The sequence below is a fragment of the Candidatus Gullanella endobia genome, from assembly GCF_900048035.1.
Lineage (GTDB): Bacteria > Pseudomonadota > Gammaproteobacteria > Enterobacterales > Enterobacteriaceae > Gullanella > Gullanella endobia.
Genome location: NZ_LN999832.1, coordinates 883,222 through 900,918, shown reverse-complemented (window position 1 = coordinate 900,918; position 17,697 = coordinate 883,222). Strand labels below are relative to the sequence as shown.

The following is a 17,697-nucleotide window of genomic DNA, read 5'->3' as shown; positions in this document are numbered from 1 at the left end:
TATGATTATGCTAATCATTTATCTTATTACAAATAAAAATAAAAGGATTTAAAATTTATGTTAAATAATCTATTAATTCAATTAAAGTTTAATTCTAACTTAAGTCTATATTAATAAAACAAACTTAAGTATAAACATTAATAATATATTTATTATCGATCAAATTTATTTAGTATTTTTTTTGTAAAAGTATGATAATCTATTCTATCTGATATTACTGTCAATGTTGTTTTTATGTTTATTATTTATCATAAATAACTTGCTAAAATATAATATAATTTCACTGAAACTTATATTTTTCTACTATAATTGATTTTTATTATTCTAGGTAAACGATTAATAGAAAATCGTTTATACTAATATTATTAATATATATCACAAGTTATCTTCTACGACTCTTTCGATGAATATGATAAACTGTTAATTTTTAATTACTGGTATTTGATATACTACCGTAAATGCTTTATATAAAAATATTACTAAAACTAACGCATAGTATTGCTTTATTTAAAGATAACTTAATACTTAATATATTGAATTCAATTAATTTCTTTTATGCGATTTATCATTTTATCAACGATAGAAATAGCATACTAGTTAAGTAGTATTATGCGACGTTTTGTTTATTTTATTGTTCGATTAAATACATATTTATTATTAAATAAATATGTATTTTAATACATTATCATCATTTCATATTTTTTAATTAAAAAATATATTTTTTCATAAAGTATTTTATAAAAGGTTAATTTGTTATCTTTTTTATAAACCTTATTATAAAAACTTCAAATAAATGCTAGCTATTTGTTTCTATTATCATTTATTAGCTTCATTAAATGAATATTAGAATTATATTTATAATATTTCATGTACTCTCTTTGTGCGAGAGTCTCTGTATTTTATTTAAGGATTATCAAATGCCATGCAAGAGTTTTATTATCCAAAAAAAATAGAATCTACTGCCCAGAAATACTGGTATGAGAATAATACATTTAAAGTTACCGAAGATCTAGATAAGGAAAAGTATTATTGCCTTTCTATGCTACCTTATCCTTCAGGACGTCTACATATGGGACATGTACGTAATTACACTATCGGTGACGTAATAGCCCGATACCAACGTATGCTTGGTAAAAATGTTCTGCATCCTATTGGCTGGGATGCTTTCGGTATGCCTGCAGAAGGGGCTGCAGTAAAGAATAATGTCGCGCCAGCTAACTGGACTTACACTAATATTAATTATATGAAAAACCAACTGAAACTGTTAGGTTTAAGCTACGATTGGAGCCGTGAAATCACAACTTGCCACCCTGATTATTATCGATGGGAGCAATGGTTTTTTACATATCTATATGAAAAAGGATTAGTATACAAAAAAACATCTCCAGTTAACTGGTGTCCACAAGATCAGACAGTACTAGCAAATGAACAGGTTATTAATGGTTGTTGTTGGCGATGTGACACCAAGGTTGAATATAAGGAAATACCGCAGTGGTTCTTAAAAATTACTGCTTATGCTGATCAGCTTTTATATGATTTAGATAAGCTTGAAAACTGGCCAGAGCAGATAAAAACCATGCAGCGAAATTGGATTGGTCGCTCAGAAGGAATGGAAATTACATTCCAGATTTTAGATAGTGAAGAGACTCTAGTGGTTTATACCACTCGCCATGATACTTTTATGGGGGTAACTTATATTGCAGTAGCAACTAACCATCCTCTTTCGCTGCGAGAATCGATCTCTAATCCAGATTTAACTGACTTTATTCAAGAATGCCGCAATGCTAAAGTAGCAGAAGTAGACAGAGCGACAATGGAAAAAAAAGGCGTAGATACCGGTTTATATGTAGTACATCCACTAACAAACGAAATACTTCCAATCTGGGTCACAAACTTTGTATTAATGGATTATGGTACTGGTGCGATTATGGCGGTGCCGGGACATAATCAAAGAGATTTTGAATTTGCTCGAAAATATAACTTACCTATAAAACCAATTATTCTAAACATTGATGGTAGTAAACCGGATCTTAGTATTCAAGCGATGACAAAAAAAGGCGTTCTTTTCAATTCTGGTAAATTTAATGGATTGACCTTGCAGGCAGGACTTAACGCTATAGCCGATGCGCTTATATCAAAAGGTGTTGGAAGATACAAAGTGAATTATCGTTTGCGTGATTGGGGAGTTTCCCGTCAACGATATTGGGGTACGCCAATTCCTATGATAACGCTTGAAAACGGTACTATTTTACCGATACCGAAAGATAAACTACCTGTTGTCCTACCAGAAAATGTAGTTATGAATGGATTTATTAATCCGCTTAAAACCGATCCTAACTGGACAAAAACTACCTATAACGGTCAACCTGCACTACGTGAAATCGATACCTTTGATACATTCATGGAATCTTCCTGGTATTATGCACGCTATACATGTCCGAATTATGACTGTGGTATGCTAAATTCAGCAGCTGCTAACTACTGGCTTCCAGTAGATCAGTATATTGGCGGCATTGAACATGCTGTCATGCATCTTATGTATTTTCGTTTTTATCATAAATTATTGCGTGATGCAGGCTTTGTTACCTCTGATGAGCCGACAAAGCGTTTGCTTTGCCAGGGAATGGTATTGGCTGATACTTTTTATTATCTAAACGATAGCGGTGAACGTATTTGGATATCTCCAGAAAATGTTAATGTGAAACGTGATAAGAAAGGTCGTATTGTAAAAGCAATTGATGCTAGCGGTCGAAAGATAATATATGCTGGTATGAGTAAAATGTCGAAATCGAAAAATAACGGTATCGATCCACAGGAAATGATAGACAAATACGGTGCTGATACCGTACGCTTATTTATAATGTTCTCTGCATCAGCAGAAATGACACTTGAATGGCAGGAATCTGGCGTAGAAGGAATCAGCCGGTTCTTAAAACGTGTTTGGAAACTAACTTATGAACATATCCAAAAAGGTCCAACAGGCATACTAGATATCACTATTCTCAATAGTAAACAAAAAGCATTGCGCTATGAAGTACATAAAACTATTGCTAAAGTTACTGATGATATCGATCGTCGTCAAGCATTTAATACTGCTATTGCCGCTATCATGGAACTAATAAATAAGCTAACTCGCTCAACTCAGAAAAGTATACAGGATCGCGCCATTTTACAAGAGGCACTAATATCGGTTGTACAAATGTTATATCCTTTTACTCCGCATATATGCTTTACACTATGGCGAGAATTAGGCTGTGTGGGAGAGATCGATAATGCACTATGGCCAGTTGTAGATAAAACCGCTATATTAGAAGAGGTAAAATTAATAGTTATTCAGGTTAACGGTAAGCTACGTGGAAGAATGATTGTACCTGTAGATGCAGATGAAACTTTGCTTTATGAACGTATATCAAAAGAACATCTAGTAACAAAATATTTTGAAGGAAATAAAATAAAAAAGATAATTTATATACCAGATAAACTGATTAATCTAGTATTAAATTAATAGAAGGAGACATTGTGCGATATTTAGCTTTATTACTAATACCAAACCTAGCTATGATAAGTACTACTGGTTGTGGTTATCGCCTCTGCGATACTGAATCTCAAATTCCAACTAAAATAAAAACTATAATTTTAAATAGTTATGATCCTTATGGACCTCTTACTCGTGCTGTGAAAGCAGAGTTAATTTTGAATAATGTGAAGTTGGTTGATAATGCTAAAGATAAGAATAATATGCCACTCTCATTATATATTATCGGTTCATCAAAAAATAAAATTAGTGCTTCGGTATTTCAAGATGGCAAAACTGCTGAATACCAGATGATACTGAGCGTATATGCACAAGTTTTAATATCAGGTAAAGATTACTACCCTATTAATGTTAAAGTTTATCGTTCGTTTCTTGATAATTCATTAACAGCATTAGCAAAAGATTCTGAAGAAGATATTATTCTTAAAGAGATGCATTACCAAGCCGCGAAGAAGTTAGTACATAGACTAATAACTATGTATGTTGAAAAAACAGTAACTAGTTCTCTAAATTTAAAAGTTAAACAGCAACTATCGACAGCTAGTGATGCTAGAGTTTTGATTACATGATTCAGTTAAATGCCGAACAATTGGGTGGACAATTGATAAAAGCATTGCACCCGTGTTACTTGTTGTTTGGGAATGATCTATTCCTATTACAAGAAAGCCAAGATCGTATTCGAAATAGTGCAAAAGAACAGCACTTTACTGAGCATTTTACTATCACATTGGAAACCAATACCGATTGGGATACAGTTTTCAGTCTGTGCCAAACACGTAGTTTGTTCGCAAGTCGACAAACACTACTTCTTGTCTTACCAGATAGTTTCATCAATGCTAGTATTGATGAAAAAATGTTCAAATTAGTGTCGTTATTACATAACGATTTGCTCTTTATTCTAAGCAGTAGCAAAATAAACCGTACTATGGAGAATAGTGCTTGGTTTAAAATATTAAGTAAAAATGCAGTATTAGTAAGTTGTATGACACCGAAGCAAACACAGCTCCAGAACTGGGTGATGAAGTATGTTGAAACGATGAATTTAACAATAGACAATGCTACCTGTCAGCTACTATGTTATTTCTATGAAGGTAATCTATTCGCATTAACTCAAGTTCTAAAACAATTATCGCTTCTTTATCCTGATGGTATTCTAACTGTTCCACGGGTTAAAATGGCGGTAAATGATGCTTCACATTTTACACAATTTCATTGGATTGATGCTATTTTATTAGGAAAAATTAAGCGCGCTGTGCATATTCTACATCAATTAAAACTAGAAGGCGCTGAACCAATTACCCTTTTACGTAATATCCAGCGTGAAATATTATTAATAATGATACTTAAACGACAAATGGTTATCGTGCCATTATGTACTCTATTTGACCACCATAAGATCTGGAAGAACCGTCGGCCTCTATTAACAAAAGCTATAGAACGGTTAACTTTATCGAAATTGCACAATGCAGTAAAATTAATGATGAAAATAGAACTGACACTTAAACAAGATTATGATGGCTATCTTGTATGGTCTGATCTAAATACTTTAGTATTCTTATTATGCGGTAAATCACTACCCACAGCAATGCTTGATATCTAAAAATATGCTCGCTATATTTATATTAATATCTTCTACTACATCTATTACGATGTCAGCTATATTAGCTGATTATTAGATTGTAGTATTTTCATTATTAATTAATATTATTCATAATACTATTATAGTAATATCTTAAACCTAGAATAATAATTTTCATGTCAATTTTTATAACTTTCACTCGTTCTAGTTATAATAATAAAATATTGAGTAAGAGTAATACTATTTAATCTATCCATTGACTGATCTTAAAATCTATACGGATTGTTCTGATAGGACAGTTTATTTATTGTACAACTATGTTAAAACTAGCTATTTCATTAACAGATATTTGTGCTATTTTAAAACTGTGATTTTAAAGATCTATTTCATACTTTAATGTCAAATTATATTGACAAAAAGTACTTATATCTATAAGATGTCTACTATGTAGTGAACTGGTAGTTTTATTTTCATTGGCTTTAATAGTTTTTGTCTTTTTTATACTTCGATTAACCAGAAATTTATTAGCTGTCTTATTGACTAGCCTGACTATTACTTAGTAAGTAATATAAAAAATTAAATTAAAAGAAAAAATCTTTTTAATATTAAAATTTAAAAGATTTTCATTATTGAATAATAATAATAGATAACTTAAAAGAACAAAAAAGTATTATATCTTTGATATAATTAAAGAGCTAAATATTACAGATTATGTTTTGATTTTATATGGAAGTCTGATCATTATATCATACATATCGTTTCCATTCTATAAAATAGAAATTTCGTGCAGCGCTAATCTAATAATATTTTGTAAATTCAAAAATTTTTTTCTAACCATATCATAGTTAATTTGAATTATATGATTATAACTATAATATATAGGAAGATATTTAACTACTGAATGAAGTTTCATGGTCTTTCGTTATCAAAACAAAATGATCTATTTAGATTAAATTGGATTTACAAATATCTTAAGCGTTTTTCCAGATATTCCTATTATAGCTTAGAAGAGTTGTAGATAGTGAATATGTGAGTGACGGTAGTAAAAAAGAGTTGTATTATTATACTGGATACTTTGGTTTATACTGATAAAATCGTAGTTAGTTTAATAAATTAAACGGTAGAAATAAAATATAAATCATGTTAGTTTTCTCAAGATTCAGCAATAATGATTGACGTGAACTAATTTCGATGAATGAAAATAGAACGTAATCCTTTTTACAGTTATTCAGCCAAGCCGCTGTTGTTTTTTCGTCGTGCACTACTAGCGCTTATTAGCATATTACTAGTAACCGGTGTCCTTATTGTTAATTTATACTATTTGCAAATTATTTGTTTCGAGGATTACTGCACTCGGTCTAACGAAAATCGTATCAGGCTAGTACCTATTTCGCCGAGCCGCGGTATTATTTACGATCGTAATGGCATACCCTTAGCATTAAATAGAAGTATTTATCAATTAGAACTGATACCGGAAAAGGTAAGCAATTTAACACAGACAATTGCCGATCTGCGTGCAATTGTCTGTTTATCCGATGATGATATTGCTAATTTTGAAAAAGAGCGTGAACGCTCCTGCCGTTTTGCTTCACTTCCGCTTAAAATTGGATTAACTGATGTACAACAGGCCAGGTTCGCTGTAAACCAATACCGTTTTCCAGGTGTTAAAGTAAAATGCTATCAGCGAAGATATTATCCTTACGGTTCAGCATTCACTCATGTTATTGGTTATGTGTCGAAAATTAACGATAGAGACGTAAAACTTCTGAATAAAGAAGGAATGCTTTCCAATTATGCTGCAACACATAATATTGGGAAATTGGGTATCGAACGCTATTATGAAAGCACACTACATGGTAAAGCTGGTTATAAAGAAATAGAGGTTAATAATCGAGGTCGAGTAATCCGTCAATTATATGAGCGATTACCTCAAGCAGGAAAAGATATTATTCTGACACTGCATCTAAGTTTGCAACGATATATCGAGACATTATTAATTGGAACCCGTTCAGCAGTTGTCGTTTTTGATCCTCGAGATGGCGGAATCCTCGCACTGGTATCCAATCCGAGTTACGATCCTAATATGTTTGTTAACGGTATTTCTGCAAAGAAATACCACGCGTTACTAGAGGATAAAAACTATCCACTTATAAATCGTACTACTCAAGGTATTTATCCACCCGCCTCTACCGTAAAACCTTATATTTCAGTATCAGCGCTCACACTTGGCATTATTAATGAAAACTTTTCTTTATTTGATCCAGGCTGGTGGCAATTACCCGATTCAAAGAAGCGTTATCGTGATTGGAAACGATGGGGGCATGGTCAATTAAATATTACCCGAGCACTAGAAGAGTCATCGGATACTTTTTTTTATCAAGTAGTATACAATATGGGTATTGACCGACTTTCCGAATGGATGAAAAAATTTGGCTACGGCCAGTATACTGGTATTGATTTAGCCGAAGAATACTCTGGAGTAATGCCGACTCGTGAGTGGAAATTTGCGCGTTTTAAAAAACCCTGGTATCAGGGGGATACTATTCCTGTTGCAATTGGTCAAGGTTACTGGACCGCAACACCGTTACAAATGTCAAAGGCAATGATGACACTAATTAATGATGGTACAGTACAAATTCCACATCTACTCTACGGTATACAAGAAAACGACTATCAAATTCCTTATCGTCAACCAAAAAATATTCAAATAGGTGATCCGAATTCTGGATTCTGGGAAATAGTTAAAGATGGTATGTTTGGTGTCGCTAACCGACCAAACGGTACAGCATGTAAAAGCTTTTCTGATGCGCCTTATAAAGCAGCTGTTAAATCTGGTACTGCTCAGGTATATGGGCTAAAAACTAATGAAATTTACAATGCAAATAAAATCGCTGAACACCTGCGCGATCATAAACTGATGACTGCATTTGCCCCTTATAATAAACCGACAGTAGGCGTTGTTGTTATTCTAGAAAATGGCGGTGTCGGTCCAACAGCAGGAGAAATTACTCGACAGATTTTAGATTATATCCTTCTAAAGGATGATACTGTGGATTTTTCTTTAAAAACTTCACGCCAAGCTAAATAGTAAGAGTAATGCACCTATTATGATTAATAAGATTAATAATCTGAAACACACTTCCTTATGGAAAAGATTTCATATTGATGCAATATTATTATTTTTTATAATATTACTATTAATGTATGGTAGTATAATACTATGGAGTGCTAGTGGCCAAGATATAAATATGATGGGGCGGAAAATTACCCAGATAATGATAGGTCTACTACTGATGCTAGTAATGGCACAGATACCACCTCGAATTTATGAAGTCTGGTCACCGTATCTATATATTTTTTGCATTTTTTTGCTAGTTTCAGTAAACATCTTCGGTCAAATTACAAAAGGTGCGCAACGTTGGCTAGATTTTGGTATTATCCGTTTCCAACCCTCAGAAATCGCTAAAATTGCAGTACCACTAATTGTTGCACGTTTTATTAATCGTAATAAATGTCCACCATCACTGAAAAATATTTCTATTATGCTTGTGTTGATTTTTATACCAACATTGCTAGTAGCAACACAGCCAGATCTAGGTACTGCTATTCTTATCGCTGCCTCTGGTCTGTTTGTATTGTTTTTATCAGGAATTAGCTGGAAATTAATCGTTGTCGCTTTACTACTTGTAATAGTTTTTATTCCTATACTTTGGTTTTTTTTAATGCGTGATTATCAGCGTAATCGAATAATGATGTTACTAGATCCTGAAACTGATCCGCTTGGCGCTGGTTATCATATCATTCAATCAAAAATTGCCATCGGTTCTGGCGGTTTATTAGGTAAGGGTTGGCTTCACGGTACACAGTCTCAATTGGAATTTTTACCAGAACGTCATACTGACTTTATTTTTGCTGTTCTGGGGGAAGAACTTGGATTTATTGGTGTATTTGTTCTTCTAGTACTTTATCTTGGCTTAATTATTCGTGGTCTAGTAATCGCAATACAGGCTAAAAATATTTTCAATCAAGTAATCGCTGGTAGTTTAATGATGATTTTATTCGTTTATGTGTTTATAAATATTGGTATGGTCACTGGTATATTACCAGTGGTTGGTGTCCCTCTACCGTTGGTAAGTTACGGTGGCTCAGCACTTATTGTTTTAATGGCAGGGTTTGGTATTATCATGTCAATACATACTCATCGAAAAATGTTATCTAATAGTTTATAGAGATTAATAATGTAAAAACTATAGTACCTAAGTTGTATTATAGAGTTGCTATTAATGTCTATAATTTTCCAAAAAGAGAAGTATCTATTTGTACTATGTTAATAGTAGATATATAAAATAATATTAAAATCAACAAGATAGAATCAAACTATTAACTTTATAATTTAAACAGTATTAATATAATTTTATGGCCATTATAGCTAATAGTGATTTTACTATAAATTAACTGTAATATTATGATATTTTTTTGCTAAAAAGACCTTGGAATTTTATAAAGAAAAAGGTACAATGACAATACATGAGTACTATTACTAACTAACCTTGTAATGATAGACTGCTAGCTACTGTATATTTTATTTTTATTATTAAAAACTATGTTTTTGATTTGTCTAATTAATGATTATGATTTATTCATAATTTAAATAAATAAAAACTATTGTATATTTAGCTATATTTGCTGATCTTATCAATTTCACTGTCTACCGGCTAAATATTTCTAATAACATTAATCGGAACTATTTAAGTTTTACTTGAAGTTCGAAAATTAGATTGTACATTATTTCCATAATTAAAAATAGAATTTCTCCTTTTGTTAAAAATTTATTTATAAATAAATAATAATACTAATAGTGACGGAATAATATTAATATCAAATAAAAGTATAAATAATAAACAATAGCAACCCTAGGTTATTTTTTCGAATATAGTAATAACCAGGATTTGGTACTATTAGTTTTAATTTCATATTCCATATCAGTTATCATTAAACCACATACAGTTAGACTAATAATAAATAATATTTTTAACACCTGACTGTCTTGATGAAGCAATCGAAAAAAATTGAATCTTAACAGTTTACATTATTGTTATATATTAGTAGATATAAGACTTTTGATGTTTTTAGCCACATTATGTTTCTTTACGATATTCGCCATTTTTAATATAAAAATATTTACGTATACCTTTTAAAAATTCTTTTTCTAAGAAGCACTCAGTTCTAACTTTTCCTAGCGATATTTTTAGTATATCTGCATACTGTATATGTTATGATAAAAATATAAAAACACATTTATATTTCTTTTAATTTATTTAGTAAATATTAACTATTGTTTTAGCATTAAGCGTTACTTTTTAAGCTTTGTTAGTATTAAAATCTTATAGAATCGATATTTGGATTAATAAAGATCTTTTATTAAAAAGATCTTTATTAATATCTTAAATTAAGCAACTGGACACTAATATTGAAGTTTAATTCTAGTATTAAACTTCAACTAAATAATGATGTTTAAATAGGTAATTTAAGATATTTTTTCTATTACTTAAAATAAGTATTAGAAGTTTATAAAAATAATATTAGCATTATTAATGCTAGAAATAATATTTTTAATTAATATTGTATATAGTCTGGATGTTAATATAATTCAGTTCTATTTAAGATAGAACGATATTAGATAAATCACTGATTTAAGATACACCAAAGAAATATAACGCTTATTATGTCGCTTATAAAAAATTGCTTTTAATAAAACTAGATAAACTAAAACAGCCTAGTATGAGGGTATTTATCTGAGTATCAATAGCATTAAAGATTAGCTATAGTAAATCTTTAAACTGTAGTCTTTTATCTTGTTTAATCGAAAATTAGATACGGCTAATTTATGAAATGCTTAGTAATATTTAATTCAAATCTATAAAAACAAAACTTGTAAACTAATGCTCTGAAGTTTTTATTTTTTTAAAAATATAGTGATATTGAAAGTCAGTAATAAGTTTATCGCTAAGTTAGCTTAATATTATACTAATGCTATTAGTATTAGGCTAACTGTGGATAACAATATCTATCTAATGATATTATATAGAATTAAATAAAATATTTATATCAAAGATTTAAAATATAGCTATATATTTGAAATCAAATAATATATTCTATTAAAGAAATATCAATAGATATTATTAATTTTTAATTGAAGTATAAAATAATATAATAGCATCTACTGATACTAATAAGTATTCTAAAAAGAGAATAACTTATTTAAGTTAATGATTAATCACATCCAATGTGTATTTGTTTAATAAATTTCTTCATCTTTTATCATGAATAAATTTAATCTCTCTGCTTATTACTCTTTTAAAAGAGCTTGAAATCTACGTTATTATATTAAATATATATTAATCTAGAAAAGAGATTCTATGAAAACTAATCTTAATAAATTACTCAAATTTCCTTGTTCTTTTACCTATAAAGTAATAGGTATCGCTCAAGTAGAATTACTTGATCAGGTTGTGAAAATTATTCAATATCATGCTCCAGGTGATTATCTCCCTCAAGTTAAATTTAGCAAAAATAAAAATTATTTTTCTATTTCTATTTCTATTACAGCTATCCATATCAAGCAAATAGAAACGATATACGAAGAGCTTAGTAAAATCGATACTATACGGATAGTAATATAAAATGGAGTGTAGTAATGTTAGATAATTTAATTATTCGACAGCTTGGTCTACAGCCTTATGAGCAGGTTATATCAGCTATGCATCATTTTACCGATGCGCGTGGCGCTGCCAGCTTTGATGAAATTTGGCTAGTAGAACATCCGCAAGTCTTTACTCAGGGACAGACAGGTAAGATTGAGAATTTGATACAACCAGGGACTATTCCAGTAATACAAAGCGATCGTGGAGGTCAAATAACCTTTCATGGTCCTGGTCAACAAATAATGTATGTTCTTCTGGATCTACATCGCCGTCAGCTTAGTGTACGTAAGCTTATAATTCTACTAGAACAAATAGTATTAGCTACCTTAGAACACTTTTCAATTAGTGCTTATACCCAATCAAATTCGCCAGGTATTTACGTTAATACAGATAAGATATGTTCACTTGGTTTACGTATCCGAAAAGGTTGCTCACTCCATGGTCTTGCACTAAACGTTGCAATGGATCTTTCGCCTTTTTTACGCATCAATCCTTGTGGCTATATCGGTCTTCGCATGACGCAGGTAAGTAATTTATCACCTGGTAGTAGCATTGATGACGTTGTACCGATACTGATTAAGCACTGCCTTCGTCTTATGAAAGCTAATACTAACGAGATTCAGGACTGGAATCCAGCATATTACAGACATGGAAATTGAGATACAGCAGATATAAGTTTTAAAGTTAAATATTTATTTATATAATATTTTTATTTAAATATTTTATAAATAAAGTATTATAATTCTCTAGTTTTTATTTCACTTAAAATTGATCTAATAGGTTAAATTTACTATATTTTAAAAATGTTTGATTTTTGAATTAAGCTTATACTATTTATGGATAAACTAATATAATGAAACGCGGCGTTAAATACCGTGATGCTGATAAAATAGCATTAATCCCAATCAAAACTAATGTGCTGGAAAGTGAAGAAATTTTGCGAAAGCCTTCCTGGATAAAAATTAAATTTCCTAATAATGTAACTCGTATTCAGGATATTAAAGCGGAAATGCGAAAAAATTCTCTACATTCAGTATGCGAAGAAGCTTCCTGCCCTAATTTGACAGAATGTTTTAACTACGGCACTGCAACATTTATGATTTTAGGGACAATTTGTACTAGGCGTTGTCCTTTTTGCGATATAGCACACGGATATCCACTTATTCCGGATATTAATGAGCCAGAAAAACTGGCAAAAACTATCGCTAATATGAAGTTACGTTACGTTGTAATTACCTCCGTTGATCGCGATGACCTTCGCGATGGCGGAGCTCAACATTTCGCTAATTGTATTAGTGCTATTCGCGCTAAAAATTCTAATATCTGTATTGAAGCGCTGTTTCCTGACTTCCTTGGTCGTATGAATCAGGCTTTAGAAATTATTAATGCTATGCCACCTGATGTATTTAACCATAATTTAGAGAATGTACCTCGCTTATATCGTCAAATACGTCCCCATGCCAATTATCATTGGTCGCTTAAATTGCTAGAAAACTTTAAAATATCTAATCCACAGTTGCCAACTAAATCTGGTTTAATGGTTGGATTAGGTGAAACTAATACTGAAATTATTAATGTAATGCGAGATCTTCGTAATCATGGCGTAACTATGCTAACACTAGGCCAATATTTGCAACCTAGTCGCTATCACCTACCCGTTAAACGTTATGTCAGTCCACAAGAATTTAATGAGATGAAAAAAGAAGCATTAGCAATGGGATTCACTCATGCTGCTTGTGGACCATTAGTTCGTTCGTCTTATCGTGCAGATTTACAAGCAAAAAGAACAGAAGTAAAATAATATTCAATATCCTTTTAAATAGTTTTTTAATAATTATATCAGATTTTTTCTGTTTTATGAAAACTGATAATTATAGTTTTAAATATCGTGCTACTAGTTCAGCTAAATAGAAAGATACGCTCAAGAAATAGCTACTAATTTTTTCTTTATTTCTTCGCATGCGTCTATTATTAAATTTTAGTTATAGAAAAAACCCGCTTTAAAGCGGGTTTTTTTAGGAAACTAGCCAATTAAATAGCAGTTTAAATAGCAGTAACCTCAGCAGCTGAAGGACCTTTTGCACCATTAGTAATTTCAAACTCTACACGTTGACCTTCAGCCAGAGTTTTGAAACCATTGCTTTGAATAGCAGAAAAATGTACAAACACATCTTTGCTACCATCTTCAGGAGTAATGAAACCAAATCCTTTAGATTCATTAAACCATTTAACGTTACCTTTAATCTTAGACATCAAATTTACCTTTAAATAAATGATAAACACAAAATCTGTGCTATTAAACAGTACAACAACTGGCAGGTTTTTTGTCCAGTATTAGATTAATAATTCATGATAAATATTGTTTAAAATATTTTTACTTGGGAGATCACTCTAGGGTAATACACCTTATGTAGCCAGTTTTTCTGATTTTCACCACTATAATAAACTTGTCTAGGTAGCCCTCCATTTATCTTTGCTAAGTGTATAATGTTATGAGAAATAGTAGATAATACATAAAAAATACTAAAGTTCCTAATAAATTAGGTTTTTCAGCACATGCAATCAGTAAAAATAATCATTAATATTGACATTAAATCAGATTTAATTATGAAATACAGCGTTATCGTTGGAAAAATAAAAGCTACTAAGCAAATCTGATATTGTCAATTATCTATCTACCTTATTAGGTATTCCGAATAATTAATATCTATTTTAAAATAGATATACATATTTTAAAATATAGGTACAACTAATATCTAGTTATAACCTAAAGATACTAACTGAATACTAGTATTAGGTATTGTATAATAGGTAGATAGCTATTGTAGTAATAACTTAATTAACTCCTATAAAGAAACATAAAATTTCATATAATGAGATTATAACGATCACAGGCTAGATTTGTCCAGCCTAATGTTTCTATGAATTATAAAAATTATCGAACGAAATTTTTGCCTCACAAAGATTGTTAATATTTATTATTTAAATTTTTTCAATATAGAGTAATATAAATTATATTATAGTAATAAATCAATTAATAAATTTTATTATTACGCTAATCTAATAGATTAACAATGAACTAGTAGTATTTAAATTTTAAATAGTTCTATTAGATAATTCTGGAAGAATCTGATAGTAATTCTATTACGATAGAATCTGCTACTTGTATTGCTGGATATAGATCTAACAAAAAATTATACATACATTAAAACTCACTCATTATAGATTTTTATAAATGGCTATACTACTAAATGTTTTCTCTGACATACAAAACGCTATTTATCATATAATAGATATTATAAGATAATAGGATATAATTAAATTAAAAAAGTTTTTAGATAAACCTATATTTTTCAAATCGATATAACTAGAACCATATGAATCTCTGCTAAATAGAGAAATATATAAGTATCGCTTGTACTTATCTGCTTACAGAACAGGTATAATAGCGCAAAAAATTCCATCCTGTTATTTTTTAATCCAGAAAAATTTCTAGCACTGCTATGATGCAGACGATAAATCATTTTCATAGCAAATTAAAAATTATAGAATAAAATTGAATGAAAATAATACTACATAACCAAAAAATATATCCTATATTAGTCTATTAATAATTTCATGTTACTATGTCAAACAATACTTAGATCGATAATATTAAATCCTCCTATTATAATAATAATATGAATTTTTTAAAATAGAGCATACATATATATAATATACTACTGAAAATTATAATATATTTTAATCTATATTAAAACTCTCTAGCTCAAATCAGTAAATTCAACTACATCAAGTATATATAGTATAACTTGCTTTTAGGCTAATCTTAATGGATATTTTGATAACGTTTTTAGAATAGATTTATAATAGTGTTGGTTAATTGATATCGTAATAATAAATTACTGGAAAATAATTAACCTATTAAAGGTATAGATTATACACAACCTATATGACTATTCATATTATAAGTTAAATTAATCAGTTATGATTAAATTTTTATTGGTTCTATAAAATTTTAATAAACGATATATAAATGATTATTAATATGACTGATATATTATTAAATCATTTCATTATACTAATATTCGCTATGATTGTTTAATCTTAGCGAATATTAGTACTATTAATACTTAATATAACATCTACTATACTACCTAGTAGGCTTATAATTATTATTTATGATCTGTTAATCTTTATTTATTTTATATCATAATATCTAATACTATAGTCTTTTTAAAAAAGACTATTGATCTTCACTAAAATAAAAGATCAATTTCTTTTATCTTGACCTATACCTTACTAAAAATTAATAGTATTATCGATAATAAAAGTTATGCTGATAAAGAATTAAAAAATAAATTTTTCTGTATCAGAGAAAAATTTAGATATAATATTAGGACTTTTATAAAAATAATAAATAATAACTAAGAAAAAATTCTATTACCTTAATCATAACTATAAAATAGAATATAATTGTTACATAATCCTTATTTATAATTTTCTATAGATATAGGATATAGTTATATATATGATTAAATATGTTACATATCGTTATCTAATATTGATAATCTAAAATAGAACTATATCAAAAAAGATAACAAAAAAACTTTATATAATAATTTAATTATACCATATTTAATTTTATTTTTGATAAAATTATATTACTAGCGTTTTTAAATTTCTAGTACTGGTATACTAGTTTTTATTATAAAAAATTAGAATAAAATATTTTCTATTTATCAGTATCGGTAAAGTATAAATATAATATTAAATATTAAACATTAATGCGTAAAATATCTCAGCTAATAAAATTAATTATGTTCTGTTATATTATAATATAGATAACCATATTTATATCATCGTCAATATACGTTTAGTGTTAGTTACTTACAATCATAACAGAATTAATACAGTCGATTATATTAATATTAATCTAATAATTACATAGATTCGAGTCTATATAGTAACATTTTGCTTAAAATAGTTAGTTTACTGATTATTTGAGATATTCTTAAGCGTATGACATTATAAATTTTTAATTTAGTAATGAAATATAATTCATTCATAAAAATCAGTAGATAGCATAGATTATTCGGCTTAATAAGTTAAATTATCATTTAAAAAGATTCTAGAGGTAAAACTTTTTAATATTTATATATTTGATTATCTAGATAGATTCGATTATTTTAGTTTATACAAATCTACAATTTTAATATAGATAAGATATAATTAGGTAAAATATAAAATTATTACCAACTATTTATTTATATAAATAGAAAAAATCGAGATATTGTTTTGAGCTATTGAATTTTTTATCAAAATATAAAAATAATATAAAAGTTTAATTATAATCCTACCGACGATATAACTTTTTAATGCATAAGTATTTATACTATAGTCGATAACAAAGTAACTAAAGAAATTAAAATATAATTACAACTAAATTAGTTTATATTTAATAAAGTAATAATCATCGGTTTCGTTTATAAAAATTAAAATGTTTTACAAAATCTTTTATATTCATATCTCTGATTTCTGTTTAGTGAATAGAAATAATATAAGTTTCTGCCTAAATATTATTATTTTTAATAATAAATAGTGAATTATGTAATTCATTTTTAAAAATAAATGAAGCTTGCAATATCGATTTAATATCCCAGTGAATACTAACTTTTAATATATTAGATTTCACTTAGTTTTTATACTAATATTTATAGAGCTGTTAAACTTTTATTTAATTTCATGAATATTTTAAATATTTCATTGAGTTTTATTTCAATAATTTATAAAATTTTTTATTATAAAACATCGAAAATTATTTTAAATACTAAGAACATAATCATAGCTATCAGATTTTTAATTACCTATTTTGAAAACTA

General features: G+C 28.7%; 9 protein-coding genes. 8 read left to right on the top strand and 1 reads right to left on the bottom strand.

What is annotated here, in order from left to right; all coding sequences use genetic code 11:
- The first annotated feature begins 922 nt into the window (after positions 1 to 922).
- The 8 genes from leuS (at position 923) to lipA (ending at position 13,619) form a co-directional block, all read left to right on the top strand.
- Entirely contained in the window at positions 923 to 3,505 is a 2,583-nt protein-coding gene (gene leuS, locus FVIR_RS02480) for a leucine--tRNA ligase (protein ID WP_067498570.1), read from the top strand.
- Positions 3,506 to 3,558: 53 nt separating this feature from the next.
- On the top strand, positions 3,559 to 4,104 hold the full coding sequence (gene lptE, locus FVIR_RS02475) for an LPS assembly lipoprotein LptE (RefSeq protein WP_408605366.1): 546 nt from the start codon (positions 3,559 to 3,561) through the stop codon (positions 4,102 to 4,104).
- Entirely contained in the window at positions 4,101 to 5,135 is a 1,035-nt protein-coding gene (holA, locus tag FVIR_RS02470) for a DNA polymerase III subunit delta (RefSeq protein WP_067498564.1), read from the top strand. Before lptE ends, holA begins: the two co-directional genes overlap by 4 nt.
- A 1,174-nt stretch (positions 5,136 to 6,309) precedes the next feature.
- A complete protein-coding gene (gene mrdA, locus FVIR_RS02465; protein WP_067498560.1) occupies positions 6,310 to 8,202 on the top strand; it encodes a peptidoglycan DD-transpeptidase MrdA in 1,893 nt (630 codons plus the stop codon).
- Between the two features lie 19 nt (positions 8,203 to 8,221).
- Complete coding sequence (gene mrdB, locus FVIR_RS02460) at positions 8,222 to 9,343, top strand: peptidoglycan glycosyltransferase MrdB (RefSeq protein ID WP_067498557.1); 1,122 nt, start codon at positions 8,222 to 8,224, stop codon at positions 9,341 to 9,343.
- A 2,190-nt stretch (positions 9,344 to 11,533) separates the two neighbouring features.
- Positions 11,534 to 11,797, top strand: a complete 264-nt coding sequence (ybeD, locus tag FVIR_RS02455) for a DUF493 family protein YbeD (protein ID WP_067498554.1) — start codon at positions 11,534 to 11,536, stop codon at positions 11,795 to 11,797.
- A 14-nt stretch (positions 11,798 to 11,811) separates the two neighbouring features.
- Positions 11,812 to 12,477, top strand: coding sequence for a lipoyl(octanoyl) transferase LipB (gene lipB, locus FVIR_RS02450; RefSeq protein ID WP_067498551.1), 666 nt, complete (start codon positions 11,812 to 11,814; stop codon positions 12,475 to 12,477).
- 194 nt (positions 12,478 to 12,671) lie between these two features.
- Entirely contained in the window at positions 12,672 to 13,619 is a 948-nt protein-coding gene (gene lipA, locus FVIR_RS02445) for a lipoyl synthase (protein ID WP_067498548.1), read from the top strand.
- 242 nt (positions 13,620 to 13,861) lie between these two features.
- On the opposite strand, the gene cspE is transcribed toward lipA, so the two are convergent.
- Positions 13,862 to 14,071 (bottom strand): transcription antiterminator/RNA stability regulator CspE, encoded by a 210-nt coding sequence (cspE, locus tag FVIR_RS02440; protein WP_067498545.1) that lies wholly within the window; start codon positions 14,069 to 14,071, stop codon positions 13,862 to 13,864.
- Positions 14,072 to 17,697: the final 3,626 nt, after the last annotated feature.